Annotated in this window: 22 protein-coding genes; 18 read left to right on the top strand and 4 right to left on the bottom strand. The window is 70.4% G+C overall.

All coding sequences use genetic code 11. The annotated features are described in order from the left end of the window. From D7X99_RS44555 to D7X99_RS36070, 4 genes are all read left to right on the top strand, one after another. Window positions 1-2,316, top strand: a 2,316-nt coding sequence (locus D7X99_RS44555) for a plectin 1 isoform 8 (RefSeq protein WP_216671946.1), incomplete at its 5' end; no start/stop codon positions are given. Window positions 2,317-2,329: 13 nt separating this feature from the next. After that, on the top strand, window positions 2,330-3,535 hold the full coding sequence (gene hemW, locus D7X99_RS36080; RefSeq protein WP_121781722.1) for a radical SAM family heme chaperone HemW: 1,206 nt from the start codon (window positions 2,330-2,332) through the stop codon (window positions 3,533-3,535). 29 nt (window positions 3,536-3,564) lie between these two features. Further along, the gene (locus D7X99_RS36075; protein WP_233613980.1) at window positions 3,565-4,383 is read left to right on the top strand and encodes a lipopolysaccharide assembly protein LapB; all 819 of its coding nucleotides are present in this window, start codon (window positions 3,565-3,567) and stop codon (window positions 4,381-4,383) included. Window positions 4,384-4,400: 17 nt separating this feature from the next. Then, window positions 4,401-5,948, top strand: coding sequence for a DUF4388 domain-containing protein (locus tag D7X99_RS36070; RefSeq protein WP_121781720.1), 1,548 nt, complete (start codon window positions 4,401-4,403; stop codon window positions 5,946-5,948). A 32-nt stretch (window positions 5,949-5,980) separates the two neighbouring features. Here D7X99_RS36070 and D7X99_RS36065 read toward each other — a convergent pair whose 3' ends face one another. Beyond that, entirely contained in the window at window positions 5,981-6,664 is a 684-nt protein-coding gene (locus D7X99_RS36065) for a hypothetical protein (RefSeq protein WP_121781719.1), read from the bottom strand. A gap of 229 nt (window positions 6,665-6,893) precedes the next feature. Here D7X99_RS36065 and D7X99_RS36060 point away from each other — a divergent pair, with 229 nt between their 5' ends. The 6 genes from D7X99_RS36060 to D7X99_RS36035 are packed head-to-tail and all read left to right on the top strand — an operon-like array spanning window position 6,894 to window position 11,621. Beyond that, entirely contained in the window at window positions 6,894-7,664 is a 771-nt protein-coding gene (locus tag D7X99_RS36060; protein ID WP_121781718.1) for a TadE/TadG family type IV pilus assembly protein, read from the top strand. Beyond that, window positions 7,661-9,199, top strand: a complete 1,539-nt coding sequence (locus D7X99_RS36055) for a hypothetical protein (protein WP_346729732.1) — start codon at window positions 7,661-7,663, stop codon at window positions 9,197-9,199. Before D7X99_RS36060 ends, D7X99_RS36055 begins: the two co-directional genes overlap by 4 nt. Continuing rightward, a complete protein-coding gene (locus D7X99_RS36050) occupies window positions 9,196-10,278 on the top strand; it encodes a hypothetical protein (RefSeq protein WP_121781716.1) in 1,083 nt (360 codons plus the stop codon). Before D7X99_RS36055 ends, D7X99_RS36050 begins: the two co-directional genes overlap by 4 nt. Continuing rightward, on the top strand, window positions 10,272-11,144 hold the full coding sequence (locus D7X99_RS36045; protein ID WP_121781715.1) for a hypothetical protein: 873 nt from the start codon (window positions 10,272-10,274) through the stop codon (window positions 11,142-11,144). Before D7X99_RS36050 ends, D7X99_RS36045 begins: the two co-directional genes overlap by 7 nt. A 26-nt stretch (window positions 11,145-11,170) precedes the next feature. Continuing rightward, window positions 11,171-11,452, top strand: coding sequence for a hypothetical protein (locus tag D7X99_RS36040; RefSeq protein ID WP_121781714.1), 282 nt, complete (start codon window positions 11,171-11,173; stop codon window positions 11,450-11,452). Further along, on the top strand, window positions 11,433-11,621 hold the full coding sequence (locus tag D7X99_RS36035) for a hypothetical protein (RefSeq protein WP_120580559.1): 189 nt from the start codon (window positions 11,433-11,435) through the stop codon (window positions 11,619-11,621). Before D7X99_RS36040 ends, D7X99_RS36035 begins: the two co-directional genes overlap by 20 nt. Window positions 11,622-11,648: 27 nt before the next feature. Here D7X99_RS36035 and D7X99_RS36030 read toward each other — a convergent pair whose 3' ends face one another. Next, window positions 11,649-12,848, bottom strand: a complete 1,200-nt coding sequence (locus D7X99_RS36030) for an ABC transporter substrate-binding protein (RefSeq protein WP_121781713.1) — start codon at window positions 12,846-12,848, stop codon at window positions 11,649-11,651. Window positions 12,849-13,059: 211 nt separating this feature from the next. Between D7X99_RS36030 and D7X99_RS36025 the strand changes: the two genes are divergently transcribed. From D7X99_RS36025 to sufT, 7 genes are read left to right on the top strand one after another with little or no spacing between them, the layout of a single operon-like run. Beyond that, entirely contained in the window at window positions 13,060-13,557 is a 498-nt protein-coding gene (locus D7X99_RS36025; RefSeq protein ID WP_120580581.1) for an SUF system Fe-S cluster assembly regulator, read from the top strand. After that, a complete protein-coding gene (sufB, locus tag D7X99_RS36020) occupies window positions 13,554-14,993 on the top strand; it encodes a Fe-S cluster assembly protein SufB (protein ID WP_120580582.1) in 1,440 nt (479 codons plus the stop codon). Before D7X99_RS36025 ends, sufB begins: the two co-directional genes overlap by 4 nt. Further along, entirely contained in the window at window positions 14,993-15,778 is a 786-nt protein-coding gene (gene sufC, locus D7X99_RS36015; protein WP_121781724.1) for a Fe-S cluster assembly ATPase SufC, read from the top strand. Before sufB ends, sufC begins: the two co-directional genes overlap by 1 nt. Continuing rightward, complete coding sequence (gene sufD, locus D7X99_RS36010) at window positions 15,775-17,085, top strand: Fe-S cluster assembly protein SufD (protein ID WP_121781712.1); 1,311 nt, start codon at window positions 15,775-15,777, stop codon at window positions 17,083-17,085. Before sufC ends, sufD begins: the two co-directional genes overlap by 4 nt. Then, entirely contained in the window at window positions 17,082-18,311 is a 1,230-nt protein-coding gene (locus tag D7X99_RS36005; RefSeq protein ID WP_121781711.1) for a cysteine desulfurase, read from the top strand. The genes sufD and D7X99_RS36005 overlap by 4 nt, the downstream gene beginning before the upstream one ends. After that, a complete protein-coding gene (gene sufU, locus D7X99_RS36000; protein WP_121781710.1) occupies window positions 18,308-18,760 on the top strand; it encodes a Fe-S cluster assembly sulfur transfer protein SufU in 453 nt (150 codons plus the stop codon). The genes D7X99_RS36005 and sufU overlap by 4 nt, the downstream gene beginning before the upstream one ends. A gap of 9 nt (window positions 18,761-18,769) precedes the next feature. Beyond that, on the top strand, window positions 18,770-19,321 hold the full coding sequence (gene sufT, locus D7X99_RS35995; protein WP_121781709.1) for a putative Fe-S cluster assembly protein SufT: 552 nt from the start codon (window positions 18,770-18,772) through the stop codon (window positions 19,319-19,321). A 10-nt stretch (window positions 19,322-19,331) separates the two neighbouring features. Here sufT and D7X99_RS35990 read toward each other — a convergent pair whose 3' ends face one another. Then, window positions 19,332-19,997 carry a type 1 glutamine amidotransferase domain-containing protein gene (locus D7X99_RS35990; protein WP_121781708.1) on the bottom strand — a complete coding sequence of 222 codons (666 nt, stop codon included), beginning with the start codon at window positions 19,995-19,997 and terminating at the stop codon, window positions 19,332-19,334. 236 nt (window positions 19,998-20,233) lie between these two features. On the opposite strand from D7X99_RS35990, the gene D7X99_RS35985 reads away from it, so the two are divergent. Beyond that, window positions 20,234-21,586 carry an isoaspartyl peptidase/L-asparaginase family protein gene (locus tag D7X99_RS35985; protein ID WP_233613978.1) on the top strand — a complete coding sequence of 451 codons (1,353 nt, stop codon included), beginning with the start codon at window positions 20,234-20,236 and terminating at the stop codon, window positions 21,584-21,586. A 59-nt stretch (window positions 21,587-21,645) separates the two neighbouring features. Here D7X99_RS35985 and D7X99_RS35980 read toward each other — a convergent pair whose 3' ends face one another. After that, window positions 21,646-25,422 (bottom strand): tetratricopeptide repeat protein, encoded by a 3,777-nt coding sequence (locus D7X99_RS35980; RefSeq protein WP_121781707.1) that lies wholly within the window; start codon window positions 25,420-25,422, stop codon window positions 21,646-21,648. Window positions 25,423-25,564: the final 142 nt, after the last annotated feature.

Genomic DNA, 25,564 nt, shown 5'->3' with positions numbered 1-25,564 from the left:
GCCGTAGGCTTGCCCGCGGCCCCTGCCGCCGCGCCCGCAGCCCGGGTGCCCACGAACCCCGCGCCCATCGGGGGTGGAGGGTTGCCCACGACCACGCCTCCGTCCCCGGCGGCCGCGGCGCGCAGCCCCGGCAAGGGGGACCCGTTCGCGGAGCCCGCCGAGCCCCGGCTGCCCATGGGGGGCTCGCCGGAGGACAAGCTGGAGTTCTTCCGGGGCATCCTGAAGCAGAAGACGGAGACCCTGGCCCGGGCGCGCGCGCTGTACGCCGAGCGCGAAGGCGAAGTCACCCAGCTCAAGGCCTCGCTTGAGAAGGCGCGCAAGGAAGGCGGCGGCGGGGCTCCGGCGCCGTCGGCTCAGGACGAGCAGCGGCTGAAGTTGGCCCAGGCGAAGGTCGCCTCGCTGGAGGCGGAGCTCGCCGCGTCGGAGGCGGACCGCAAGGACCTCACGCGCGCGCTGGCGGAGGTGGAGTCGGAGGTCCCCCGGCTGACGGAGGAGCTCCACGCGGAGCGCGAGTCGCGCGGGTCGATGGCGGAGGAGCTGGTCGGCGCGAAGGAGGCGCTGGGGCTCGCGCAGGACCGCATGGCGGAGCTGGCCTCCGGCAAGTCCGAGGCGCAGGGCGCGCTGGAGGCGGTCCAGGAGCAGTACCAGTCGCTGCTCGCGGACGTGGAGCGGCTGACCACCGAGCGCGACGCGCAGGCGCTCAACATCAGCCAGCTGGAGACGGCGCTCTCGGAGGCGAAGGGCGCCATGGGTGCCCTGGAGAGCGAAAGCGACTGGTCGCGCAGCTCGCTGGAGGAGGCGCAAACCCACGCGAAGGGGATGGAGGGCGAGCGGGACGCCGCGCGCCGGCAGCTCGCGGTGGTGGAGGACGGGCTCAAGACGCTCCAGACGCAGGTGACGGAGCTGGAGCGCGCGCTCGCGCTGAAGGACGCGGACGCGGTGGGCCTGCGCGCCGCGCTCACCGCGCGCACGGTGGAGGCCGCGGAGCTGCCCTCGCTCAGAAGTGCCCTGGAGGGCCGCGCCGCGGAGGCCGCCCGGGTCCAGGCGCGCGTGCGCGAGCTGGAGGCGGAGGTCGCCCAGGCGCGTGAAGCCGCGCGCTCGGAGGTCGAGGCCGCGGAGGTCCGCGCGCGCATGACCGAGTCGGAGCTGGCCTCCCTGCGCGAGGTGTTGGAGGCCGCGGAGGTCGAACAGGTCTCGCTGCGCGACCGGATGGAGTCGGACGCGGCGGCGCTCGGCGAAGCGGTGCACGAGGCCGAGGTCCGGGTCCACGAGGCCGAGGCGAAGGCGGCGGCGTTGGAGGCCCAGCTGGCGGAGCTCACCGCCCAGTCCACGGCCTCGCAGACCGAGCGTGAGGCGCACCAGCAGCAGCTGGCCGCCGTGGAGCGCAAGCTCGCCACCACGCAGGCGGAGCGCGTGGGTTACTCCGCGCGCGTGTCCATGCTGGAGACGGCCGCGGGCCAGCGCGAGGCGGAAGTGCAGCGCCAGCAGGCCCTGGTCGCCAAGGTCCAGGAGGAGCTGTCGCTGGAGCGCGCCCGCCGTGAGGCGGTGGAAGCCGAGATCGCGGACGCCCGGGTGCAGGCCGCCGAGGCCGAGGGCCGCGCCGAGGCGCTGAGCGCGGGACATGACGGCCAGCGCGATGAGCTGGTCTCCCTCGGCGAGCAGCTGGAGGCGGCCCGCGCGGAAGCGGACAAGGTGGACCGGCTCCAGCAGCGCGTGAAGATGGTGGAGGGCGCGCTGGAAGCCTCCGAGTCCAAGCGGCGCGTCGCCGAAGCGCAGGCGGCCCGCGTGAAGGACCTGGACGCGGCGAAGGCCGCGCTCGAAGCGAAGCTCACGTCGGAGCAGAACGCGAAGGCGCTGCTGGAGGCGAAGCTAGCGCAGTCCGACGTCACGCTGCTGGAGGAGCAGGGCGTGAAGGCGGCGCTGGAGTCGCAACTCGAGGAGGCTCGCGCCGCGCTCGAAGCGGAGCACGTGGAGCGGGCCGCGCTGGAAGCGAAGCTCGGCGAGTCCCAATCGCAGGCCCAGGCGGGCGACGCGCGGCAGTCGGAGAAGGCCTCGCTGGAAGCCCGGCTCGCCCAGGTCAGCGCTTCGCTCAAGGCGGAGCAGGCGGCCCGTCAGGCGCTCGAAGCGAAGCTCGCGGCGGCCCCTGCCGCCGGCGCGGACGGGCCCGCGGACCTGGCGGCGGAGCGCGACCAGCTCAAGGCGGACGTGGCCTCCATGAAGCGCAAGCTGATGGCGGCCGAGGCAGCGCTCGAATCGGCTGCCAGCACCAAGGCGAAGGTGGCGCGGCTGGAAGCGCAATTGAAGGCCCTGAAGTAGAGGTTGGACCTCCATGTCCTTCGCCGCGCCCACGGACCCATTGACGGGAATGCAGGCAGCCCGCTTCGGGCTGTACCTGCACTTCCCGTACTGCCTGGCCAAGTGCCCCTACTGCGACTTCGCCGTGGCGGTGGCGCGCCAGGTGCCGGAGGAGCGCTACGCGAACGCGGTGCTGGCGGAGCTGGACGCGCGCCTCGCCGCGGACCCGTCGCTGCGCACGAAGCCGCTGGAGTCCCTCTTCCTGGGCGGCGGCACGCCCTCCCTGTGGCACCCCCGCCACGTGGCGCGCGTGCTGGAGGGCATCGCCGCGCGCATGTCGCTCGCTCCCGGCCTGGAAGTCTCGCTGGAGGGCAACCCGGAGCGCGCGGACGCGGAGCGCTTCGCCGGCTACCGCGCCGCGGGCATCAACCGGCTGTCCCTGGGCGTACAGTCCTTCCAGCCACAGACGCTGAAGGCGCTGGGCCGCGCGCACGACGCCGCCATGGTGGAGGGCGCGGTGGCGGCGGCGCGTCAGGCCGATTTCCCGGTGGTGGCGATGGACTTCATCTACGGCGTGCACGGCCAGACGGTCGCGCAGGTGGAGGCGGACGCACGGCGCGCGGTGGCGCTGGAGCCGGAGCACCTGTCCACCTACGCGCTGACGGTGGAGCGCGAGGTGCTGGCGGAGTCCACGCCGCTGTCCAAGCAACTGGACCGCGGTGAGCTCTTCCTGCCGGAGGACGACGACGTGGTGGCCATGGCGCAGGTGGTGCGCGACGTGTACGGCGCGCACGGCCTCACCCGCTACGAGGTGTCCAACCACGCGCGCCCCGGCTTCAGCTCCCGGCACAACGCGCTGTACTGGACCGGCGGCGAGTACCTGGCGCTGGGCGTGGGCGCCACCGGCATGCTGCTGTCCCCCACGCCCCACCGCTACGTGAACCTCCGGAGCCCGGAGGCCTACCTGCGCACGGTGGAGGAGGGGAGGCTCCCGGAGGCGAGCCGCGAGGACCTGAGCCCCGAGGAGCTCTTCGCCGAGCGGCTGAGCATGGGCCTGCGCCTGGTGTCGGGGGTGGACTGGGAGGCCGTCTGTGAGCGATACGGCCAGCCCGTGGAGCCCCGGCGCGCGGAGGTGGAGCGGCTGGTGGCCCACGGCTTCGCCACGCGTCATGGCCGCAGGCTGGCCCTGACGGAGCGGGGGGCGGACGTGCACAGCGCCATCTGCGCGCGGCTGTTGTAGGCGGTTCCAGGAAGGACGATTCGACCGTGCTGACCAAGTGGTTCTTGTGGATGGGCCTCACCATGCTGACGGGCAGCCCGCTGCTGTCCCTGGGGCTGCTGGCCGTGCTGCTGTTCGCGGCGGACCGGTTCACGTTGCAGGTGCTGCCCAGCCCCATGCGCGCCTTCAAGCGGTGGCAGCGCGCGGGAGACCTCGCGGGCACCATCCTCACCAACACCCACGACCGCCGCGCCCGCGCGGAGCTGGCCGACCTCCGCGTGGGCCAGAAGCGCTACCAGGAGGCGGTGGACCTGCTGCGCCCCAACCTGGACGCGGGCGACGATGACGTGGACACCCTCTACCTCCTGGGCGTGGCCTACCTGGGCGCGGGCGACGCGCCCCGGGGCGAGCTGCTGCTCACCGAGGCCGAGCGCCTGGACGCCGACTACCGCCAGGGCGCCATCGACCTGGAGCGCGGCCGCTTCCGCCTCCTGCGCGGCGACTTCAAGGGCGCGCGTGAGGCCCTGGAGCGCTTCCTCCAGGTGCGTCAGGGCTCCGTGGAGGGGCGCGTGCTCCTGTCGCGCGCGCTGGACAAGGAGGGGCTGGACATCGAGGCAAAGGACGCCCGCGACGCCGCCTGGCGCGAGTACGCCATCGCCCCGCGCTTCCAGAAGCGCCGCGACCGCTGGTGGGCGTACCGCGCCCGTCCGTCCCGCCCGCTGACGTACGCCGCCGTGGCCCTGGTGTTCATGGGCGTGGGGGCGTACCTGACCCGCTTCCTGCCCACTCACGACACCTACGGCCCCTACGGCGTCTATGAGGATGAGCCCTACGCCGCGGACGACATGGGCGGCGACGACGCGGAGTAGTAGTAGGCTTTCCGCGCATGTTCCCCCTGCCGTCCCAGGTGTTGCGCCAGCGCGAGGGCCTGCTGGCGGACACGCCCTTCCCGCTGCTCTTGCATGCGCTGATGGTGGAGGAGCGCACCTGCACGCTGGAGCTCAAGGTGCGCCAGCGCGAGAAGCGCATCACCTTCGAGGACGGCGCGCCGGTGGGGTGCAACTCCAACCTCCTGCACGAGACGCTGGGCAAGTACCTGGTGGAGAAGGGCCGCCTGACTGAAGGCGACTACCAGAAGTCCCTGGCGGAGAGCGTGTCCTCGGGCATGCAGCTGGGCGGGCTGCTCGTGCAGAAGGGGCTCATCAGCCCCTTCGACCTCTACAAGCAGCTCCAGGCGAACCTGGCGCACAAGCTGTTGGACTGCTTCCGCTGGACGGAGGCGAAGTACCGCCTCATCGCGGACGTGGAGCACCCGGACGCCACCGTGCGCGCCAACACCGCGCAGCTCATCCTCACGGGCGTCTCCACCCAGCTGCCCTTCGACACCGTCGCCACGCACTTCACCTTCACGGATGACCGCCGCTTCGGACAGATGCCCGGCGTGGAGTCCGCCCCCAAGCTGTCCTCCAAGGACGCGCGCCTGTTCCAGGCCCTGCGCCAGCGGCCCACCTTCAACGAGCTGCTGGAGCGCACCGGCTTCGAGATGGACTCCGTGCTGCGCCGGCTCTACGCGCTGTGCCTGCTGGGCGTGGCGGGCTTCGCGGAGGACGCGGACGCGCGCGCCGAGGAGCTGGCCCGCCGGGCCCCCGCCGCCGCGCCCGCCCCGGAGCCCGTCTCCACGCCGGTGCCCGTGCCGGCGCAGGCCCCGTCCGGCACGCCCTTCGCGGACGAGGACGAGGCCGCGCGCAACGCGCTCGTGGGCGCGTTCCTCAACCACCGCGGCCTGGATCCGTTCGCGCTGTTGGACGTGCCGGAGGACGTGCAGCCGGTGGCGCTGCGCAAGGCGTTCCTCGCCGCCGCGGACCGCTTCTCTCCGCTGCGCTTCCAGACCTCGGAGCTGAAGGAGAAGGCGGAAGGGATGCTCGCCGCGTACGCGCGGGCCTACGGCTTGCTGTCGGAGCCGGAGCAGAACGCGCTGTGGAAGAAGCGCCGGCAGGCGCACCGGGAGAAGGCGCGCAGCAACACCGGCCGGCCCTCCACCGCGGAGCAGTTCCGCATCCGCACGGACCTGCTGGACGCCACCACCCAGTTCGACGAGGCCAAGCGGCGCCTGGAGGCGCGCAACTTCGCGGGCGCCTTCGAGTACTTCGAATACGCCTGCGACATCGACCCCCGGCCTCTGTACCAGGCCCACCGCGCCTGGGCGCGCTACCTCATGAAGCCGGAGGCGCACGGCCGGCTGGTGCTCCAGGAGCTCCAGGAGCTGACGCGCCAGGAGCCCGGCCTGGAAGAGGGCTGGGCCTTCCTGGGCGACGTTGCCCGGGGCGAGGGCCAGTGGGCGCTCGCGGAGGACGCCCTCCGCAAGGCCTTCAAGCTCAACCCCCAGCAGCGCCGCTACGTTGCGCTCATCCAGGAGATTGCCCGGCGGCGGTGAAGGCCCGCCGGACGAAGGACCGCGATTCGGGACTACAGGCTCTGCAGGGTGGCGCGGTCGGCGGCGGACAGCCCCTCGCCTTGGGACACGTGGTGGACCACGGTCTGGACGCGACCGGCGGCTTCACGCGTGAGCTTCTTGCCCGCCAGGAGCGAGAACACCTCCTGGAAGTCCTTGTGCGTGACGGCGGGTCCCAGCTCGTACCGGTCGTCCAGGCCCGTCGTGGAGCGGTCCTGGTTGACGCAGTAGGCGAACATCGGGGCGAAGTAGCGCTCACCCGGCGGCACCACGATGCTGATCGTCTGCACGATGATGCCGTTCTGCACGTCGTCGTTGGTCGACTTGAGGATGAGCCCCGGCGGCAGCGTCACGGTGATGGGCGAGCTCGTGGTGTTCTTGAAGATGAGGCACACCCGCACCTCCTCGCCGCTGCCATTGGCCTCGTCCGAGTACTTGTCGTCGCAGTCCTCGGGGTTCTCCGGCACGTAGGCGACGATGGGGTTCTCCAGGGTCAGCCCCGCCGGCAGCGCGAAGGCCTGCCCCGTCGGGTCGTCCTTCGAACGGCCCAGGCCCGGCCCCAGGGACTTGCCGGTGTTGGTGCCCCCATCGGAGCTACCGCCGTCCGCCTTGCCGCCCCCGTCGCCGTCATCGCTGCAGGCCGCCAGCAACGCCACCGCCAGCACCACGCCCATTCGCTTCGCCACGTGCCAGTTCATGCGATTCGTCTCCCTGCGTCTCAACGCGAATGTCCGTGCCAACCATGGCATACGCACAGCGTCAAGCACCCAGGGCCCCGGCCGGCCCGATAATGTCCGCAAGCCCGGTGGGCGGGCCTGCATTCCCGGCCACTTGGCCGATTCCCGCCGAACCTACGGGCGGTATGGTAACGGCACAATGGGTCGGGAAGACTCCCACCTTGGGGTATTTTCAGTACAGGGGCGAAGCATGAGGCGCGGCAACGAATCAGGCCAGGCGGCGGTGGAGACGGCCATCGTCTTGCCCCTGTTCGTGTTCATGCTGCTGGGCATCCTCCAACTGGGGTTGATGCACCAGGCGCGGCTCCTCACGAAGTACGCGGCCTACAAGGCCGTGCGCGCCGGCTCCCTGCACAACGCGGACATCCCCACCATGGAGAAGGCCGCCCTGGCGGTGCTGCTGCCCATGGTGAGCACGGCCGCCAGCGGGGGCGCGGAGATCATCAAGCCCATCACCAGCGCCGGTGACTTCAAGTCCAAGTTCGAATCCGGGGACATCTCCAAGAACAAGATGAACGACGCCTCCGGCCTGAAGTTCGCGGAGGTCACCATCTGCGGCCCCCTCAAGGGGAACATGGGCTCCGGCTCCCACGGCAACAAGGAGATGGACTTCGATGATCCGAAGGTCGCCTCTGGAGACGGCGGCTGGGCGGACAGCCTGCGCACCAAGCTGAGCGTGCAGGTGACGTTCAACTACCGCATGCCCATCCCGTTCGCGGACATGGTCATCTACAACATCGCGCGCGGCCGGGACCTGCCGTACGTCTTGCGCCTGGGCAAGGACTCGGACCGCGACGAGTTCATCGTCAAGAAGATGTCCAAGTACGACTCCGCGGCGGACAACAAGCTCTACATCCTGCCCATCCGCGCCACGTACATCATGCGGATGCACTCCAACATCTACCTCACCCAGAAGGAACTTCCGGAGGAGAACGAATGCATCTTCCCGTTCGAACCGTGAGGTCCGCCTCCCGGCCCAAGCGCCGCCACCGGGGCCAGGCCCTGGTGCTCGCGTGTCTGTCGTTCCTCCTGCTCGCGTTGATGACGACGCTGAGCTTCAACCTGAGCCACGCCCTGCGGGAGAAGATGAGCCTGCAGCAGCACAGCGACGCGCTCGCCTACTCCATGGGCGTCGTGGAGGCGCGCGCGCTCAACTACTACGCGGCCAGCAACCGGGCCATCGCGTCCTCCTACGTGGGCATGACGTCCGCGCACGCGTACATGGCCGCCGCCAGCGCCACCGGCGACATGATGCGCGCCGGGCAGATGAGCTTCTTCATCGTCGCGGCCCTGGAGGTGGCGCAGTGCCCGCCCTACAACTTCCAGCACTGCTTCGACGCGATTGAAGCGCTGATGATCGCCATGGACTACAGCTCCAAGGCCAGCGACTACGACTCCAAGGTCAAGGACGTGGAGGACAAGTTCAACAAGGTCATCCAAGACCTGAACAAGATGGCGAACAGCATCCATGACTCGCAGAAGTCCGCCCACAACAAGGCGCGCAGCGCCGTGCGCGGTGGACAGTCCGCGAACCTGTCGAACCTGACCGACTACAACGTCCCCGGCGCCAACTCGCTCGACTCGTCCGTGGGCGGGCTCAACGGCGAGGAGTTCGACTGCGCGGTGGATGGCATGAACTGCTCGCGCGCCAACTCCAGCAACAAGGCCCGCGCCCAGGTGATGACGGAGATCTCCAACGCCTCGCGCCCCAGCTGGGCCGCCAACCGCAGCCTGCCCGTCATCATGAACGGGCTGCCCACCTACTTCAAAAGCGACTTCATCAAGGACCTGCTCAAGGACATCCCGGGTGAGGGCACGCACGTCATCATGGGCCACCAGGGCACGGCCAAGGTCGCGCAGACGAAGAGCAACATCCACGGCCCCGGCCAGGTCACCGGCAACGAGGGCAAGGTCGTGGTCGCGGACGAGCACGGCACCCTCCTGTCGCAGTGGCGCCACGGCTTCGGCGTGGGCACCTACAAGGCCGTGGTGGAGAGCAGCGAGAACGGCGGCAGCCATGAGCCCTCCGGCGCCCACAGCGGCCAGCACGACGAGTTCAAGGGCATCAACACCAAGGACCTGATGTCCTGCACGGCCAGCGGCAACTGCTTCATGAAGTTCCGCGCGGACGACAACCCGGACACGGACTGGGGCCAGCCGCACGTCTACAGCTACGTCACCAAGCAGTTCTTCGTGGGTGACCCGAAGAAGGCGCCGTGGGAGCTCAACGACACCGGCTCCTTCACGCTCACGCACGGCGCCCAGGGCGACGGAAAGCTGCAGCTGGCGCCCGGCGAGGGCGCGGCGCTCTCCAAGGCGCTCGTCTACTACCACCGCCTGGGCCCCAACGGCTGGAAGGAGGCCCCGGGCCTCTTCAACCCCTACTGGCGCGTGAAGCTGCACCCGTTCACCGCGCAGGAAGCCTCGCGCGTGCTCAACCGCGCCGGCAACAGCGACGCGGCGGACCTCGCGGGCGCCAAGGACCTGGCCCTATGAGCGCCGTGCACCCGCGGAGCCGCCGCGTCCGGGGCGCCGCCTCCGTGGAGATGGCGCTCTCGATGATCGTCCTCATCCCCATCTTCATGTACGCGCTCTTCCTGGACGACCTCCTGCGCTACTCGCTGGATGCCCAGGAGGCCGCGGTGACGACCATCTGGGACTTCACCACGCAGGACTACACCAAGGCGCTCAAGCAGAGCGGCGGCGGTGGCAGCGGCCCCCAGGGCGGCAGCTCCAACGTGCAGCACAACGCCCGCCTCACCTACTGCGACCACGAGTCCGGCATCGACCGGCCGGACGCCATGTCCGGCAGCAACTACGCGGACTGCGAGGACCTGGACCACCACCTGGCGGTCGTCGCCCACGTGTGCTGGATGAACGACAAGGCCAAGCAGGTGACGTGCGAGGCGCCGGACACCGGCGCGGCGTCGCTGGGCGGCCTGGCCGGCCAGTACCAGGGCCAGTTCACCAACGGCGGCTACATCGAGTGCTCCGCCCGCGCGGTGGTGGAGAACTACCTGCTGCCGGAGGAGTTCCTGCCGGAGTTCAGCAAGGGCGTGTCGCTGACCAAGAAGAACTGGAAGGGCGAGGGGGACATCCACTCGAACGCGCAGCAGGGCACGGGCGACACCGGCGTGGGCGGCAATGCGTACTTCCTCAAGGAACAGCGCATGAGCATCATCACCGACACCTGGGCGCTGACGGAGGACGCGGACATCTCCCCGTCGGACTCCAGCGGTGAGTTCTACGAGCGCGTGGACTACGTGTACTCGAACGTCACCGGCGCCATGGCCATGAAGAGCAGCATGATGGACTTCCGCAGCGCGCTGACGCAGGACCTGCTGGACGGCGCCATGCTCTTCATGTTCGAGGACTCGCCCAACAACCCGTACGTGTCCATCCACCCGCACCTGGCCAACATGCAGACCCCGGCCAACACCGTGGACCAGGAGGGCAGCACCCGCTACTTCAACCAGGAGTGGCGTGACTGGGACAACGACAAGAACCAGAACACCTATAAGCACGGGCAGCGGGGTGAGTGGTACATGGGGTGCAAGGATCCGGAGTCGTGCTGAAGGCGCTGACCGCGCATCCCGCCTTTCGCACCGCGTCGGTGCTGGTGACGGTGGCGGTGGCGGGCGTCCTCATCGGCATGGGCATGGAGGAGGCGCGCTACGGGGGCGCCCGCTCGGAGCTGGAGCGGGCGGAGGCCGCCGCGGACGAACTGGACCAGGAGGCGACGGCGGCGCAGAGCGGCCCCACGCGCTCCAAGCGGGACGAGGCCGTCCTGGCCCGCACGCTGACGTACTTCCCGCCCTATCCCAAGGCCGGACGCCCGGAGGCGCTGGCCGCGGACTACCTGGGGCCGGACACGCCCATCGCGGTGGCGTGGTTCTCCACGCAGGACTCGTCGGACCAGGTGCTGCAGCACTACCGCAAGGTCATCTTGGACGAGGGCCTGCCCGTCGTGGGCGTGCGCTTCAACGACAACGCCGGCTACGTGGGCTACTGGGTCCCGAAGGATGACGAGGTGCGGCTGATGTCCACGCTGCACCAGGGGGGCGAAACCCTGGTCTTCGTCTCCTCGGCGCGCATGCGCAACTACCTGGAGCGCGCCGGCCGGGTGCCCTCGGGCATCCCGGTGCCCCGGGGCCTTCAGGACGTGGCGTCCCTGTCCCTGCGGATGGAGGGCGCCACCAGCATCACCGTGTCGGGCCGGGTGCCTGACACCACGCTCTCCGAAGCGGAGCAGGCCTACCGCGCGCAGCTGCGCGACCAGGGCTGGAGCGTGACGGAGGCCCGTGAGGAGCAGGGCTTCCAGGAGACCCAGCTGAGCCTGACGCGCACGGGGCTGCGCGGACAGGCCACCTTGAGGCAACCCACCGCGCAGCAGTCGGTGGACTTCCACCTGTCCCTGATGCGGGCCCAGGCCGCGCCGTGAACCCGGCGCGGAGAGAGTGACGAGCGATGAAGCGTTTCAAGAACCCGGTCCTGGCCCTGTCCCTGAGCGTGGGCGCGTTGCTGTGGGCCCCGCAGGCCTTCGCTGGCGCCAGCTGTGAGCGCCGCTGCGCGGACGACAAGGCGAAGTTCGAGAAGGTGTGCAAGGAGAAGGCGAAGAACGCGGTCCCCTACTGCATGAAGGTCGCCGGCCAGGCGCGCGACAAGTGCATGAACCAGTGCCGCACCGGCAAGAAGGGCGGTGGTGGCAGCACGACGATGGAGGCGCCCGGTGAAGAAGACGCGCACTAGCCTGAAGCAGGCCCTCCAGCGCGGCCAGGCCATGTCGGAGTACGGCGTCATCACGGCGGCGTTCTTCGGCTTCACGGTGATGAGCTGGCCGTTCCTCGTCCAGTTGCTGCGGGCCCTCAACACCTACTTCCAGTCCATCTACTACATCATCCAGTCGCCCATCCCCTGACGCCGGGGACGGGCGGCCGGAAGCGGCTCAGGGCTTCACGGTGGTGACGAACACCGCCTTGCCGCCCTCCACCTTCATCACCACGGCCTGCTTCACAGCGTCGCGGTTGGCGTCCAGGTTGATGGTGCCCGCCACGCCCGGGAAGTCCTTCGTGGCCGCGATGGCGTCGCGCAGCGCGGGCCCGGAGGTGTCCGGCGCGCGCTTCATGGCATCCACCAGCAGGCGCGCGGCGTCGTACGCCAGCACCGCCACGCTGTCCGGCACGGCTCCGTAAGCGGCCTTGTACGTCTTCAGGAAGTTCTGCACGACGGGGTCCGGGTTGTCCGGCGAGTAGTGGTTGGAGAAGTAGCTGCCCTCCAGCGCGGAGCCGCCCAGCTCGTACAGCTTGTCGGAGTCCCAGCCGTCACCGCCCAGCAGCGGCACGCGCAGGCCCACCTCGCGCGCCTGCCTCGCGATGATGCCCACGTCCGTGTAGTAGCCCGGGACGAACACCGCCTCCGGCTTCAGGTTCTTGATGGACGTGAGCTGCGCGCGGAAGTCCGTGTCGCCCTTGGAGTAGCTCTCGTTGCCGACGATGGTGCCGCCGAACTCCTTGAACTTCTGGTTGAAGACCTCCGCCAGCCCCACGGAGAAGGCGCTCTTGTTGTCGGTGAGCACCGCGACCTTGGACAGCTTCAGGTTCTCCCGCGCGAACTTCGCCATCACCAGGCCCTGGAACGGGTCGATGAAGCAGACGCGGAAGATGTAGTCGCCCTTCTTCGTCACCTCCGGGCTGGTGGAGGTGGGCGTAATCATGGGCACCTTCCCCGCCTGCGCCTTGTCCGCCATGGCCATGGACACGGACGACGCGGCTTCACCCAGCAGCGCCACCACCTTGTCCTGCGCGATGAGGCGCGTGGCGGCCTGGGCGCCTTCCTCCGGCCGGCCCTGGCTGTCGTAGACGCGCACCACCAGCTTCTGGCCGCGCACGCCGCCCGCGGCGTTGGCCTCCTGCAGCGCCAGGTCGATGCCGTTGCGCGCGGAGATGCCGAAGGTGGCCTCGGAGCCGGTGAGGCTGCCCACCTCGCCAATGAGGATGCTGCCCGCCGGCGGAGGTCCCGGCGGAGCGGCCGTGGCGCCACCCTCTTGCGTGGCGGGCGCGGGCGCGGGGGCCGGGGCGGACTTCTTCTCACAACCCACCAGGGCCAGGGCCAGCGCGGTGAGCAGGAGGGGGAGGGAACGGCGCATCGGTGGGCTCCTCGGTGGGGCGCCTTGGGGGAGTCGGACTCAAAAAGCGGACGGCTCCACCCTAGCTTGCCCGGTGGAGTGCGGCGAACCCGCACCCGACGTAACGGGCAGGGAAGCGCTCTGGATTTGAATGTGGACTGAACAGGTCCACATTACATAAGAGGCCGTCGCGGGCATCGGGCCCGCGGACAGCCACAGGAGACACCCCTACATGCTCCGGATGAGCAAGATGACCGACTACGGCATCGTGCTGATGACCGAGCTGGCGCGCGCGGACGGGGAAACCCGCACCACGCGAGAGCTGGCGGCGCGCACGCATGTCGCCCTTCCGTCCGCGAGCAAGGTCCTGAAGGGCCTGTTGCAGGCGGGTCTGGTGGTGTCGCACCGGGGGGCGAATGGCGGCTACGGCCTGGCGCGTCCGGCGGAGGCCATCTCGCTGGCGGAGCTGGTGTCCGCGCTGGAGGGGCCGGTGTCCCTCACGGAGTGTGGCCAGCACCAGGGCAAGCCCGCGGGCCCCTGCGAGCTGGAATCCGTCTGCCAGGTGCGAGGCCACTGGCGCCTCATCAACCAAGCCATCCAGGAAGCGCTGGGGAAGCTGACGCTCGCGGACCTGCGCGCGCCCGCGCCCCGCATGCCGGAGCGGCTGGTGGGCCTGGGCCTGCCGGCGTCCATCAGCGCTCCCGCTTCCGTCACGGGAGTCCGCTCATGAGCACCACCGAAACCATCCAGGAACTCACCCGCAAGGGCTACCAGGCGGGCTTCGTCACCCAGGTGGAGTCGGACACGCTGCCGCCCGGCCTGGACGAGGACGTCATCCGCGTCCTGTCCGCGAAGAAGAACGAGCCGGCCTTCATGCTGGAGTGGCGCCTGAAGGCGTACCGCCACTGGCTCACGCTGAAGGAGCCGTCGTGGCAGGCGGTGAAGTACAACCCCATCGACTACCAGGCCATCCGCTACTACTCGGCGCCGAAGCAGAAGCCGAAGAAGGACAGCCTGTCGGAGGTCGACCCCGAAATCCTCCGCACCTACGAGAAGCTGGGCATCCCGCTGGAGGAGCAGAAGCGCCTGCAGAACGTGGCGGTGGACGCGGTGTTCGACTCCGTGTCGGTGGCCACCACGTTCCGGGAGAAGCTCTACAAGGCGGGCGTCATCTTCTGCTCGTTCTCCGAAGCGGTGCGTGAGCACCCGGAGTTGGTGGAGCGCTACCTGGGCACGGTGGTGCCCTTCTCCGACAACTTCTTCGCGGCGCTCAACTCCGCGGTCTTCAGCGACGGCTCGTTCTGCTACGTGCCCAAGGGCGTGAAGTGCCCCATGGAGCTGTCCACGTACTTCCGCATCAACGCGGCGGACACGGGCCAGTTCGAGCGCACGCTGCTCATCGCGGATGAAGGCGCCTCCGTGAGCTACCTGGAGGGCTGCACCGCGCCCATGCGCGACACCAACCAGCTGCACGCGGCGGTGGTGGAGCTGGTGGCGCTGGACGGCGCGTCCATCAAGTACAGCACGGTGCAGAACTGGTACCCGGGCGACGCGGAGGGGCGCGGCGGCATCTACAACTTCGTCACCAAGCGCGGCATCGCGCACCAGCGCTCCAAGATTTCGTGGACCCAGGTGGAGACGGGCTCGGCGATTACGTGGAAGTACCCCAGCGTCATCCTCAAGGGGGATGACTCGGTGGGCGAGTTCTACTCGGTGGCGCTCACCAACCACCGGCAGCAGGCGGACACGGGCACGAAGATGGTGCACATCGGGAAGAACACCCGGTCCACCATCGTGTCCAAGGGCATCTCCGCCGGCCGCGGGCAGAACACGTACCGGGGCCTGGTGAAGGTGCTCAAGAGCGCGGCGAACGCACGCAACTACACGCAGTGCGATTCGCTGCTGTTGGGTGACGAGTGCGGCGCCCACACGCTGCCGTACATCGAGGTGAAGAACGCGACCGCGCAGGTGGAGCACGAAGCGTCCACGTCGAAGATTGGCGAGGACCAGCTCTTCTACTGCCGGCAGCGCGGCATCTCGCAGGAGGACGCGGTGTCGATGATCGTGAACGGCTTCTGCCGGCAGGTCTTCAAGGAGCTGCCCATGGAGTTCGCCGTGGAGGCGCAGAAGCTCTTGGGCGTGAGTCTGGAAGGGAGCGTGGGATGATGGCGTCGTTGTTGAGCATCCAGGACCTGCATGCCCGCGTGGGCGGCAAGGACATCCTCAAGGGCATCAACCTGGAGGTGGGCGCTGGTGAGGTGCACGCCATCATGGGCCCCAACGGCTCCGGCAAGAGCACGCTCGCGGGCGTGCTGGCGGGGCGTGAGACGTACGAAGTGACGAAGGGCACCGTGCGCTTCGACGGCAAGGACCTGCTGGGCACGCCGCCGGAGGAGCGCGCGAAGGCGGGCGTGTTCCTGGGGTTCCAGTACCCGGTGGAGATTCCCGGCGTGGGCAACCTGCACTTCCTGCGCACGGCGCTCAACGCGCAGCGCCGCGCCAAGGGCGAGGAAGAGCTGGACGCGATGGACTTCCTCTCCCTGGCCAAGGAGAAGGCGAAGCTCGTGCAGTTGGACGCGGCGTTCATGAACCGCTCCGTGAACGAGGGCTTCTCCGGCGGAGAGAAGAAGCGCAACGAGATCTTCCAGATGGCGGTGCTCCAGCCCCGGCTGGCGCTGCTGGACGAGACGGACTCGGGCCTGGACATCGATGCGCTGCGCATCGTCGCGGGTGGCGTGAACGCGCTGCGCGCGAAGGACCGGGCGATGGTGGTGATTACGCACTACCAGCGGCTCCTGGACTACATCGTGCCGGACCACGTGCACGTGATGGCGGCGGGCCGCATCGTGCGCTCGGGTGGACGCGAGCTGGCGCTAGAGCTGGAGGAGAAGGGCTACGGCTGGATTGGCGCGGAGGGCAGCGCGGCCAAGGCGAAGGAGGCGCGACCATGAGCGCGTCCCACTACGTGGACTTGGCCCGGGCCTTCCAGGCGCGCGCGGATGTCCCTGCGTGGCTCCAGGCGCTGCGTGAGGAGGGCTTGAGCCAGTTCCAGGCGCGCGGCCTGCCCACGTCCAAGGACGAGGAGTGGAAGTACACGCCCGTGGCCACGCTGTCGTCGCATCCGTTCCAGCCCGTGCGGGACGTGTCCGTGGGCGAGGACGTAGCGCAGGCGGTGGCGCGGCTGGCGCTGCCCGGTCCACGGCTCGTGTTCGTGGATGGGAGATTCGTGCCGGCGCTGTCGGTGCTCGCGGGGCTGCCGCGCGGCGTGGTGCTCAAGCCGCTGTCGCAGGCGCTGCGCGAGGACGGGGCGCTGTTGCAGGAGACGCTGGGCCAGCGCGCTCGGCCGTCGGGGCATGCCTTCACGTCGCTCAACGCGGCGCTGCTGGAAGAGGGCGCGCTGCTCACGCTCGCGCCTCGCGCCCTGAGCGAGGTGCCGGTGCAGTTGCTGTTCCTTGCGCGCGGCGGCGACGGGCCGGTGCTGGCCAGTCCGCGCATCGTCGTGGTGGCGGGCGAAGGCAGCGAGGCCACGCTGGTGGAGACGTACGCGAGCCTGGGCTCGGGCGCGACGTTCACCAACGCGGTGACGGAGGTGTCGCTGGGGGACAACGCCAGCCTGCGCCACTTCAAGCTCCAGGCGGAGGGTGACACCGCGCTGCACCTGGGCGGGTTGTACTCGCGGCAGGGGCGCGACAGCCGCTTCCAGTCGCATGCGTTCTCGTTTGGCGGTGCGCTGGCTCGCAATGAAGTGCACGCGGCCTTCGCGGGCGAGGGCGGCGAGTGCGTGCTCAACGGCCTGTTCGTGGGCCGGGGCACGCAGCACCTGGACAACCGCACGGACCTGGACCACGCGGTGCCGCACTGCTCCAGCCGTGAACTCTACAAGGGCGTGCTGGACGACCGCGCGCGCGGCACCTTCCACGGGAAGATCCGCGTGCGTGAGGACGCGCAGAAGACGGACGCCAGCCAGCAGAGCCGCAACCTGCTGCTCTCCGAGGGCGCGCAGGTGGACGCCCGGCCGCAGTTGGAGATCTTCGCGGACGACGTGAAGTGCGCCCACGGCACGGCGGTGGGCCGGTTGGATGACAACGCGCTGTTCTACCTGCGCTCGCGCGGCATCCCGAAGGTGGAGGCGGAGCGGATTCTGACGCAGGCCTTCGCCAGCGAGTTGGTGCGCGCGGTACCGGAGGGTCCGGTGCGCGCGCGGGTGGAGGCGTTGCTCGCGGAGAAGCTGCCGGGTTCGGCGGAGGTGATGGGATGAGCGGCCCTGGATTCGACCTGGCGCGAGTGCGCGCGGACTTCCCCATCCTCCGGCAGGAGGTGCGGGGCCGGCCGCTGGTGTACCTGGACAGCGCGGCCACGGGGCAGAAGCCGCAGGCGGTGCTGGACGCCATCACGCGCTACTACACGCACGACAACGCGAACGTGCACCGGGGCGTGCACATCCTCTCCGAGCGCGCCACGCAGGCCTTCGAGGACGCGCGCGAGACGGTGCGCCGCTTCATCCACGCCAAGGACGTGCGCGAGGTCATCTTCGTGCGCGGCACCACGGAGGCCATCAACCTGGTGGCCGCCACCTACGGCCGCAAGCACGTGGGCCCGGGCGACGAGGTGCTCATCTCCGCCATGGAGCACCACTCCAACATCGTGCCCTGGCAGATGGTGTGCGACGCGGCGGGCGCGAAGCTGCGCGTGATTCCCGTGGACGAGCGCGGCGAGCTGCGCATGGACACCGTGGACGCGCTGCTCACGGAGAAGACCCGCCTGCTGGCGATTACGCACGTGTCCAACGCGCTGGGCTCCGTGAATCCCATCAAGGAGCTGGTGGCCAAGGCGCACGCGAAGAACATCCCGGTGCTGGTGGACGGGGCGCAGTCGGTGACGCACTTCCCGGTGGACGTGCAGGACCTGGGCTGTGACTTCTACGCCTTCAGCGGACACAAGCTCTTCGGGCCCACGGGCATCGGCGTGCTGTACGGCAAGCTGGCCATGCTGGAGTCGCTGCCGCCGTACCAGGGCGGCGGGGACATGATCCTCTCCGTGACGATGGAGAAGACCGTCTACAACCGCGTGCCGCACCGCTTCGAGGCAGGCACGCCGGACATGGCGGGCGCGGTGGGGCTGGCCGAGGCCATCCGCTATCTGGAAGCCGTGGGCATGGAGAACGTGTCCCAGCACGACCAGTGGCTGCTCGCGTACGCGACGGACGCGCTCCAGTCGATTCCGGGGCTCAAGCTGGTGGGCACGGCGCCGCACAAGACGGGCGTGTTGTCCTTCACGCTGGAGGACGTCCACCCGCACGACGTGGGCACCATCCTGGACCAGGAGGGCATCTGCATCCGCACCGGGCACCACTGCGCCCAGCCGCTGATGCAGCGCTTCGGGGTGGCGGCCACGGCGCGCGCGTCGCTGGCGCTCTACAACACGCGTGAGGACGTGGACGCGCTGGTGAAGGGCCTGCACAAGGTGAAGGAGGTGTTCGCGTGAGCTCGGACCTCAAGGACCTGTACCAGGAGGTGGTGCTGGATCACTCCAAGCGCCCGCGCAACTTCCGGGTGGTGGAGGGCGCCACCTGCGCGGCGGAGGGCTACAACCCGCTGTGTGGCGACCAGCTCTCCGTGACGCTCAAGCTGGAGGACGGCGTCATCCGCGACATCGGCTTCCAGGGTCAGGGCTGTGCCATCTCCAAGGCGTCCGCGTCGCTGATGACGGGCGCGGTGAAGGACAAGACCCGGGAAGAAGCGCAGGCCCTCTTCGAGCGCGTGCACACGCTGGTGACCGAAGGGCCGGACAAGGTGGACGTGGAGTCGTTGGGCAAGCTCGCGGTGCTGTCGGGCGTGAGCGAGTTCCCGGCCCGGGTGAAGTGCGCGAGCCTGGCGTGGCACACGCTGAACGCGGCGCTGGACGGCCGCTCCACGTCGGTGTCGACGGAGTAGGGAGGGGTCATGCGAGGCGCGATGACGGTCATCGAGCGCGACGTGGACGCGATGCTCATCCCCAGCGGGGACAAGGTGTTGCTGCCGGCGGGCTCGGAGTTGACGGTGGTGCAGACGCTGGGCGGCAACGTCACGGTGCAGGATCCGTACGGCCAGCTGTTCCGCATCGACGAGAAGAACGCGGAGGTGCTGGGCGAGGAGTACGCCGCCAAGGCGAAGACGCCCGATGAGAGCGTCACGCCCGGCGAGTTCCACGAGGAGCAGGTCTGGGAGCAGCTCCGCACGGTCTACGACCCGGAGATCCCGGTGAACATCGTGGAGCTGGGGCTGGTGTACACGTGCAAGGCCACGCCGATGGACGAGGGCGGACAGCGCGTGGACATCGAGATGACGCTGACGGCGCCCGGCTGCGGCATGGGGCAGGTGCTGGTGGAGGACGTGCGCTCCAAGGTGTCCGCGCTGCCCGGCGTGAAGGAGGCCCACGTCGAGTTGGTGTGGGAACCGCAGTGGGACCAGAGCCGCATGTCGGACGTGGCAAGGCTCCAACTGGGCTGGATGTGAGCGCTCGTCCCTAGCCCAGGGCTTTACGGCCGCGGGCGACCAGGCCCAGCGTGGCCGCGGCGGCGAGCCCTCCCGCGAGCCACCGGGGCCAGCGGGGCGCGGCTTCCTCCGAGGAGCGGCGGGCGATGGCGGGTGACATGCGCTCCGCGAAGAGCTCCACCATCGCGTGCTCGAAGGCGAGCAGGTCGTGCGGCCCCCGGCTGGACACCCAGTTGCTGTCGCGCACCACGGGCTCGTCCGTCCAGTGCGCGCCCGCGTTCTCCAGGTCGTTGCGGATGCCCGGCCAGGACGTCAGGTGCCGGCCCTCCAGCAGCCCCGCCGACGCGAGCAGCCACGGCCCGTGACAGATGACCGCGATGGGTTGGTCCAACAGGTCCGCGTCTTTCACGAAGTCCAGCGCCAGGGCGCTCTGCCGGAGGAAGTCCGGGTTCATGAAGCCGCCGGGCAGGAGCAGCGCGTCGAAGTCCGCGGCCTTCACGTCGCGCAGCGTCGCGTCCACGCGCACCTTGCGGCCGGGCACCAGCAGGTTCATGCCCCGGATGCGGCCCTTGTGAAGGGAGACCACGGTGACGCCTGCGCCTTCGCGCTCCAGGCGCTTCACCGGCCGCGTCAGCTCCACCTGCTCGAAGCCATCCGCCGCCAGCACGGCCACCCGCATCCCCTTCAGCTTCTTCATTGCCCCGTCCTCCCGATGTCTTGATGTCTGGGCATGCCCTACAACCCGAATCTGTACGGTGGTCATGCCCTTCCGGGAGGGGAAGCGGAGGGCAGGCGGACAGGCAGGCGCCCGGGGTGATGCCTTCTCGCGGGCTGGTGCGGCGCGGCATGCGGCGGCGCTGGACGCCTTGGGGGAACGGCTTTACGACAAAGGCAGTCCGCCTGAGCGCGGGCCCCCTTTTGGAGGCGCACGGCATGTCCCCCTCGTTCTCTTCACGGATGCACCGCGGCCTGCTCGCGAGCACCGCGCTGCTGCTGGCCCCACTGGGCTGCGCCACGTCGTCGCAGGCGGGCGCCGCGCGCGACGAGGCGGCCCTGCGCACGGACGAGCCGCCGCGCGTGAAGCCGAAGTGGGGGCTGGTCATCCACGGCGGCGCGGGCGTGATTTCTCGCGAGAACCTGACCCCGGAGCGCGAGGCCGCGATGCGCGCCGCGCTCACGCAAGCGCTCCAGGCGGGGCACGCGGTGCTGGCGAAGGGCGGTCGCAGCATGGACGCGGTGACGGCGGCCATCCGCGTGATGGAGGACTCGCCGTACTTCAACGCCGGCAAGGGCGCGGTGTTCAACCACGACGGCGTGAACGAACTGGACGCGGCGGTGATGGACGGCAAGACGCGCATGGCCGGCGCGGTGGCCGGTGTCCATCACATCCAGAACCCCATCGACCTGGCGCGGTTGGTGATGGAGAAGTCGCCGCACGTGATGATGGTGGGCGACGGGGCGGAGGCCTTCGCGCAATCGCAGGGCATGCCCCTGGTGGACGCGAAGTACTTCTTCACGGAGGAGCGCTGGCAGGGCCTCCAGCGCGCGCTGGAGCAGGAGAAGGCGAAGGGGGCACCGCCCGCGGAACAGGGGCAGCCGTCCACACAGGGCCTGTCGCCCGCACAGCCCTCCGCACCAGGCCAGCCGCCCACTCCAGGTGTGACGCCCGGACAGCCGGTGACTCCCGAGCAGCCGCCCGCGTCGGCGCCGCAGCCGGGCCAGCCCGCGACGTCCGCGCAGCCGTCATCACCAGCGCAGCTGCCCAAGCAAGGCGCGACGCCCGCGACGCCCGCGCAGCCTGTGACGCCCGCGCAGCCGCAGCCCGGCTCATCGCTGACGCCGGGCGTGGATCCCATCACGGGGGACCACAAGTTCGGCACGGTGGGCGCGGTGGCGTTGGACATGGACGGCAACCTCGCGGCGGGCACGTCCACGGGCGGCATGACCAACAAGCGCTTCGGCCGGGTGGGGGACGCGCCCATCATCGGCGCGGGCACCTACGCGGATGAGCGCTGCGCTGTCTCCGCCACGGGCCACGGCGAGTTCTTCATCCGCTACACGGTGGCGCGCGACATCTGCGCCCGCGTCGAGTACCAGGACCTGCCGCTGCCGGAGGCCGCCAACTACGTCATCAACGATGTGCTGGTGAAGGCCGGCGGCGAGGGCGGCGTCATCGCCATGGACCGCCAGGGCCACGTGGCCATGCCGTTCAACTCCAGCGGCATGTATCGCGGCTACATCAACGAGGACGGCACGCCCACCGTCGCCATCTTCCAGCAACCCTAGGCAGGCAACCGGGTCCGGCTCCGCGCACCCCTGACGGGTGCGCGGAAGCGGCTCGAGGACTACTGCTTCACGAGGAACAGCTCGCGCACCTGGAGCAGGTCCACGTCACCCGCGAAGCCGGAGAACTTCTCGTACTCCGCCGGGCTGACGCGGGCGCGGGGCAGGTTGAAGGACTCCGAGATGCTGAGCGTGCGTCCGTCCTGCTTCTCCGACCGGGTGTAGTGGCCGAACTGGCTGTCCACCTTCAGGCCCGTCTGCGGATCGCTGAGCTTCCAGCCCTGGGGCAGGGTGACCGCGACGTTGGTGCGGCTGGCCTCCGTGTCGTCGATGTAGAGCGGCGTGGTGCGTGTGGACAGCTGCACGTAGCGCCTGCCCAGCAGCGCGGGGAAGGTGAGGGGGCCCAGCGCCATCCGGCTGTCGCCCTCCAGGCGACCGAAGCGCGGCACGGTGAACGCGTAGCGCAGCACGAAGGGCGCGCCCACCACCTCCTGGTGCTCCAGCTTCACGGACGACAGCTCCGCGCCGCCGAAGTAGCGCGCCACCGCGCCCTGCAGCGCCTGGTTGCGGCTCTCCGCGGAGAGCTGCTCGAACGCCTCGGCGATTTGAGCTGCCTCGAAGCCGGAGTAGACCTCCTCGCCCTGGCCCTTGAGGCTGCCGTCCGCGCCCAGCTCCAGCGTGAGCTTCACGTCCTTGCCCGTGCGCGGCTTGAGCGGCGGCGTCTTCACCTTCTGCAGGGGCTTGCCGGGCTCCGGCAACAGGTACGCCTCGCGCTCGCCCGTGGCGGTCTCCGGCAATTCGCCGAAGGGGCCGTAGCGCACGGACGTGTCCAGCCACACCGGCTGCTCCCCCGGCACCTCCACGCGCAGCGCCGCGTAGGGCAGCAGCGCGTCCGCCGGGAAGAGGTACGGCGACGGGTCGGTGTTGAAGGTGCGAATCGCCGCGACGCGCGACGGGATGCCCAGCGTCTCCAGGCCCGCCTTCATCACGGTGAGCCGGCTGCCGCGGTCCTGCGCCACCGTGGAGGCCGCGGACTGCGCCAGGCTCGCGTCGCGGCCGGAGAAGCGCTTCATCACCGCGGAGTGCAGCGCCTTCACCGCCTCCAGGCCCTTCTTGCCCTCGGTGGCCTGGCGCGCGAACGCCTCCACCTCCGAGGTGCGGATCCACCGGTCCTGGAACGCGTCGCCGTACACTCGCGCCAGTCCGTCGTTGCCCGTCTCACCCGCGCCCACCATCACGAAGGGCAGGTACTCGTTGCCAGAGGGCGGTGCGTCCGGCTCCGGGATGAACGGCGGCACGCGGCGTGCGTCGTAGTGGAACACCTCCACGTCGCCCTTCACCTCCGGCGGCGGCGCCTTCATGCCGTGCGCGTCCACCTTCATGCCGCTGCCCTTGGGCGCGACCACCGTGTACGTGCTCCACGCGTTCGGCTGGTTGGCGATCTGGAAGTAGAACGCGGACGCGGTGAAGCCCGGCTGCGCGGGGCCGCGGTCGCTTTCGGGCAGCAGGTACTCCACCTCCACGGAGTCACCGACCTGCACGCCGGGCAGGCTCATGGTGTCCTTGCCCTCGATGTTCTCTGGCTCCAGCACGCGGCCGTCCGCCTTGAGCGTGCGCAGCGCCAGCACCTGGGCGCCGCGGGGGATGTTCGCCTCCGCGATCTCCTGCACGCCCGACTGCTCCAGCGCCTTCTGGATGGTGTGGATGCGGTTGACGATCGAGCCGTCCGGGTAGACCTGCACCGCCGCCGCGTCCAGCACGTACGCCGCCGCGCTGCCGCCGGTGACGGGCGCCGCCTCGTAGGCCTTGAGCGCCTCCTTGCCGTCGATGGCGTACGCCGCCAGCACCTCCTTGCCCGTCTTGGCGCGCTCCACCGCGCGGCGCAGCGACAGGTCCGTGCCGTCCAGCTTGAGCGCCTGCTCGCGCAGCTTCAGCGCCTCCGCGCCCTGGCCCGCGTACTCGCGCACGTCCGCCAGCCGCTTGAGGATTTCCGCGTTGCGCGGCCACACGGCGGCCTGCGTCTGGAGCACCTTCGCCGCGTCGTCGTAGCGGCGCTGGCTCACGTAGACGCCGGAGAGCGCCGCCGCGGTGGTGAGGTTGTCCGGGTCCTGCGAGAGCAGCTGCGTGTAGCCCTTGGCCGCGCCGTCCAGGTCGCCGCGCGTGCGCAGGTGGTCCACCCGCCGCGCGTCCGCGCCAGGGCAGCCCTCCTGGGCCTTCACCAGCTCGTCGGTGCGGGTCACCGCGTCGCGACGGCGCGCCAGCGAGGACTGCAACCCCAGCGCCTCGCACAGGCCCGGCTGGGCTTCCAGCGCCGAGGCCAGGGCCACCTCCGCCTGCGCATCCACGTCCAGCGCCAGCGCGGCGCGGGCCTGGAGGATGTGCACCGGGAAGCCCGCGGGCTTCACCGCGTCGCGCGCCGTCTTCAGCGTGTCCAGCGCGGTGGCCGGCTGGCCGTCATCCAGGAAGAGGTCCGCGCGCAAGAGCAGCGCGGCCACGTTGCCCGGGTCCTTCGCCAGCGCCGCCTCCAGGTCTCGCGTGGCCCGGCCTCGCGCCACCTTGGACGGGATGCCGCGGTCCTGCGCGGCCTGCTCCGCGCGCAGGGTGAGCAGCGCGGGCGTCGTCGCCTCCAGCTTCGCCATCAGCCGGTGGGTGCCGTCCAGGTCGCGCGCCAGGCCGTCGCGCACCGCCAGGAAGTTGCTCAGCGTCTCGCCAGCCTCGCCCTGGAGCGCCTGGGCCACGTCCTCCGCGCCCGGGTACATGTCCGGGGCCTCCACCTCGCCCGGGGCGCTCGCGTTCCAGCGCGGCGCGGGCCCGGTGGCGGCGGTGAGGCGCGCGCCGGAGGGGCTTCCGTCCGCCTTCAGCAGCGCGAAGGAGAGGCCGCCCTGCGTGTTGTCGCGGGACATCTTCACCACGAAGCGGTGCTTGCCGGCGGGGAGCTCCATCGCTCGCACGCTCACCGTGGACGCGGTGCGCGCCCAGTCGCGGCGCTCCAGCACGGGTGCGCCGTCCATCAGCACGCGGTGCGACGTCTGGCTCACCGTGCGCAGCACGTAAACGCCGGCCTGCGCCACCTCCGCGTCGATGCCCAGCGCGTACATGTCCCCGTGGCCGGGCTCGCCGCCCAGGTCCAGCCGGCCGTCCGGCGAGCGCAGCGTGCGCGCCGTCAGCGGGCCGTACGCGCCCGTGAAGGGGCCCGCGAAGGAGCCGTCCTTCTCCGGCGCGATGGGCTCGTCGATGGCCAGCACATGGAAGGGAGAGAAGGGCCCCACCAGCGTGGCCTCGCCCGCGCCGCCCAGGTCCTTGAGCGTCTGGGCCTGGGTGGCCGTGTCCGCGCGCAGGCTCGCCACCGACAGGCGCGCGGCGCGCAGCAGGTAGGCCGTCTCGCCCCGGGCGCCCGCGGCGAGCGCGGCGTCCACGCCCTTGAGGATGTTGTCGTCCTCCGCGCGAGAGGTGCCCACGCGGTCCAGCACGTAGCGCGCGGCGATGACGGCCACCGGGTGGCGGGGCGCGCGCTTCACCAATTCCAGCGACGCGGCGAGCGCGCGGTCGGACTGGCCATTGCGCCGGGCCAGCAGCGCCTGTCCCTGCAGGGCGTACGGGTCGCCGGGGTCCTTCTGCACGGCGGCGTCGAAGCGCTGCTGGGCGAGCTTCACGTCGCCCGCGACGAGGTACGCGTGGAAGCCCGCGAACGCGAGCGTGCGCGCCTCCGCGTCAGCCTGGCCGGCCCGCTCCGCGGCGGACTCAAGCACGTGGGGCGCGACGACGGAGGAGGGCCGGGGGCAGCCGGTGAGGCCGGCGACGAGGGCGAGCGCGGTCAGGCCGCTGCGAAAGGTGCGCATAGGGGAGCCGAGGGATAATGCAATCCCCTCGGCGAGGCCATATTCCCCTTGAGGTGCTTGTCCGGAGCCAGCCCGGCTGTGTCCCCTAGCGACGCTTCGGGGCGGGCTTGGCGGGGGCCGCCTTGACCGGCTGGCGCTTGGG

This window comes from Corallococcus sp. AB032C (assembly GCF_003668935.1).
Lineage (GTDB): Bacteria > Myxococcota > Myxococcia > Myxococcales > Myxococcaceae > Corallococcus > Corallococcus exiguus.
Note: the sequence above shows the minus strand (reverse complement) of the source record. Positions and strands in the feature narration are given on the sequence as shown.

Coding starts and splice junctions, on each gene's coding strand:
- hemW (WP_121781722.1), top strand. CDS start 2,330: ATGTCCTTCGCCGCGCCCACGGACCCATTGACGGGAATGCAGGCAGCC.
- D7X99_RS36070 (WP_121781720.1), top strand. CDS start 4,401: ATGTTCCCCCTGCCGTCCCAGGTGTTGCGCCAGCGCGAGGGCCTGCTG.
- D7X99_RS36065 (WP_121781719.1), bottom strand. CDS start 6,664: ATGAACTGGCACGTGGCGAAGCGAATGGGCGTGGTGCTGGCGGTGGCG.
- D7X99_RS36060 (WP_121781718.1), top strand. CDS start 6,894: ATGAGGCGCGGCAACGAATCAGGCCAGGCGGCGGTGGAGACGGCCATC.
- D7X99_RS36050 (WP_121781716.1), top strand. CDS start 9,196: ATGAGCGCCGTGCACCCGCGGAGCCGCCGCGTCCGGGGCGCCGCCTCC.
- D7X99_RS36040 (WP_121781714.1), top strand. CDS start 11,171: ATGAAGCGTTTCAAGAACCCGGTCCTGGCCCTGTCCCTGAGCGTGGGC.
- D7X99_RS36030 (WP_121781713.1), bottom strand. CDS start 12,848: ATGCGCCGTTCCCTCCCCCTCCTGCTCACCGCGCTGGCCCTGGCCCTG.
- D7X99_RS36025 (WP_120580581.1), top strand. CDS start 13,060: ATGCTCCGGATGAGCAAGATGACCGACTACGGCATCGTGCTGATGACC.
- sufB (WP_120580582.1), top strand. CDS start 13,554: ATGAGCACCACCGAAACCATCCAGGAACTCACCCGCAAGGGCTACCAG.
- sufC (WP_121781724.1), top strand. CDS start 14,993: ATGGCGTCGTTGTTGAGCATCCAGGACCTGCATGCCCGCGTGGGCGGC.
- sufD (WP_121781712.1), top strand. CDS start 15,775: ATGAGCGCGTCCCACTACGTGGACTTGGCCCGGGCCTTCCAGGCGCGC.
- D7X99_RS36005 (WP_121781711.1), top strand. CDS start 17,082: ATGAGCGGCCCTGGATTCGACCTGGCGCGAGTGCGCGCGGACTTCCCC.
- sufT (WP_121781709.1), top strand. CDS start 18,770: ATGCGAGGCGCGATGACGGTCATCGAGCGCGACGTGGACGCGATGCTC.
- D7X99_RS35990 (WP_121781708.1), bottom strand. CDS start 19,997: ATGAAGAAGCTGAAGGGGATGCGGGTGGCCGTGCTGGCGGCGGATGGC.
- D7X99_RS35985 (WP_233613978.1), top strand. CDS start 20,234: ATGTCCCCCTCGTTCTCTTCACGGATGCACCGCGGCCTGCTCGCGAGC.
- D7X99_RS35980 (WP_121781707.1), bottom strand. CDS start 25,422: ATGCGCACCTTTCGCAGCGGCCTGACCGCGCTCGCCCTCGTCGCCGGC.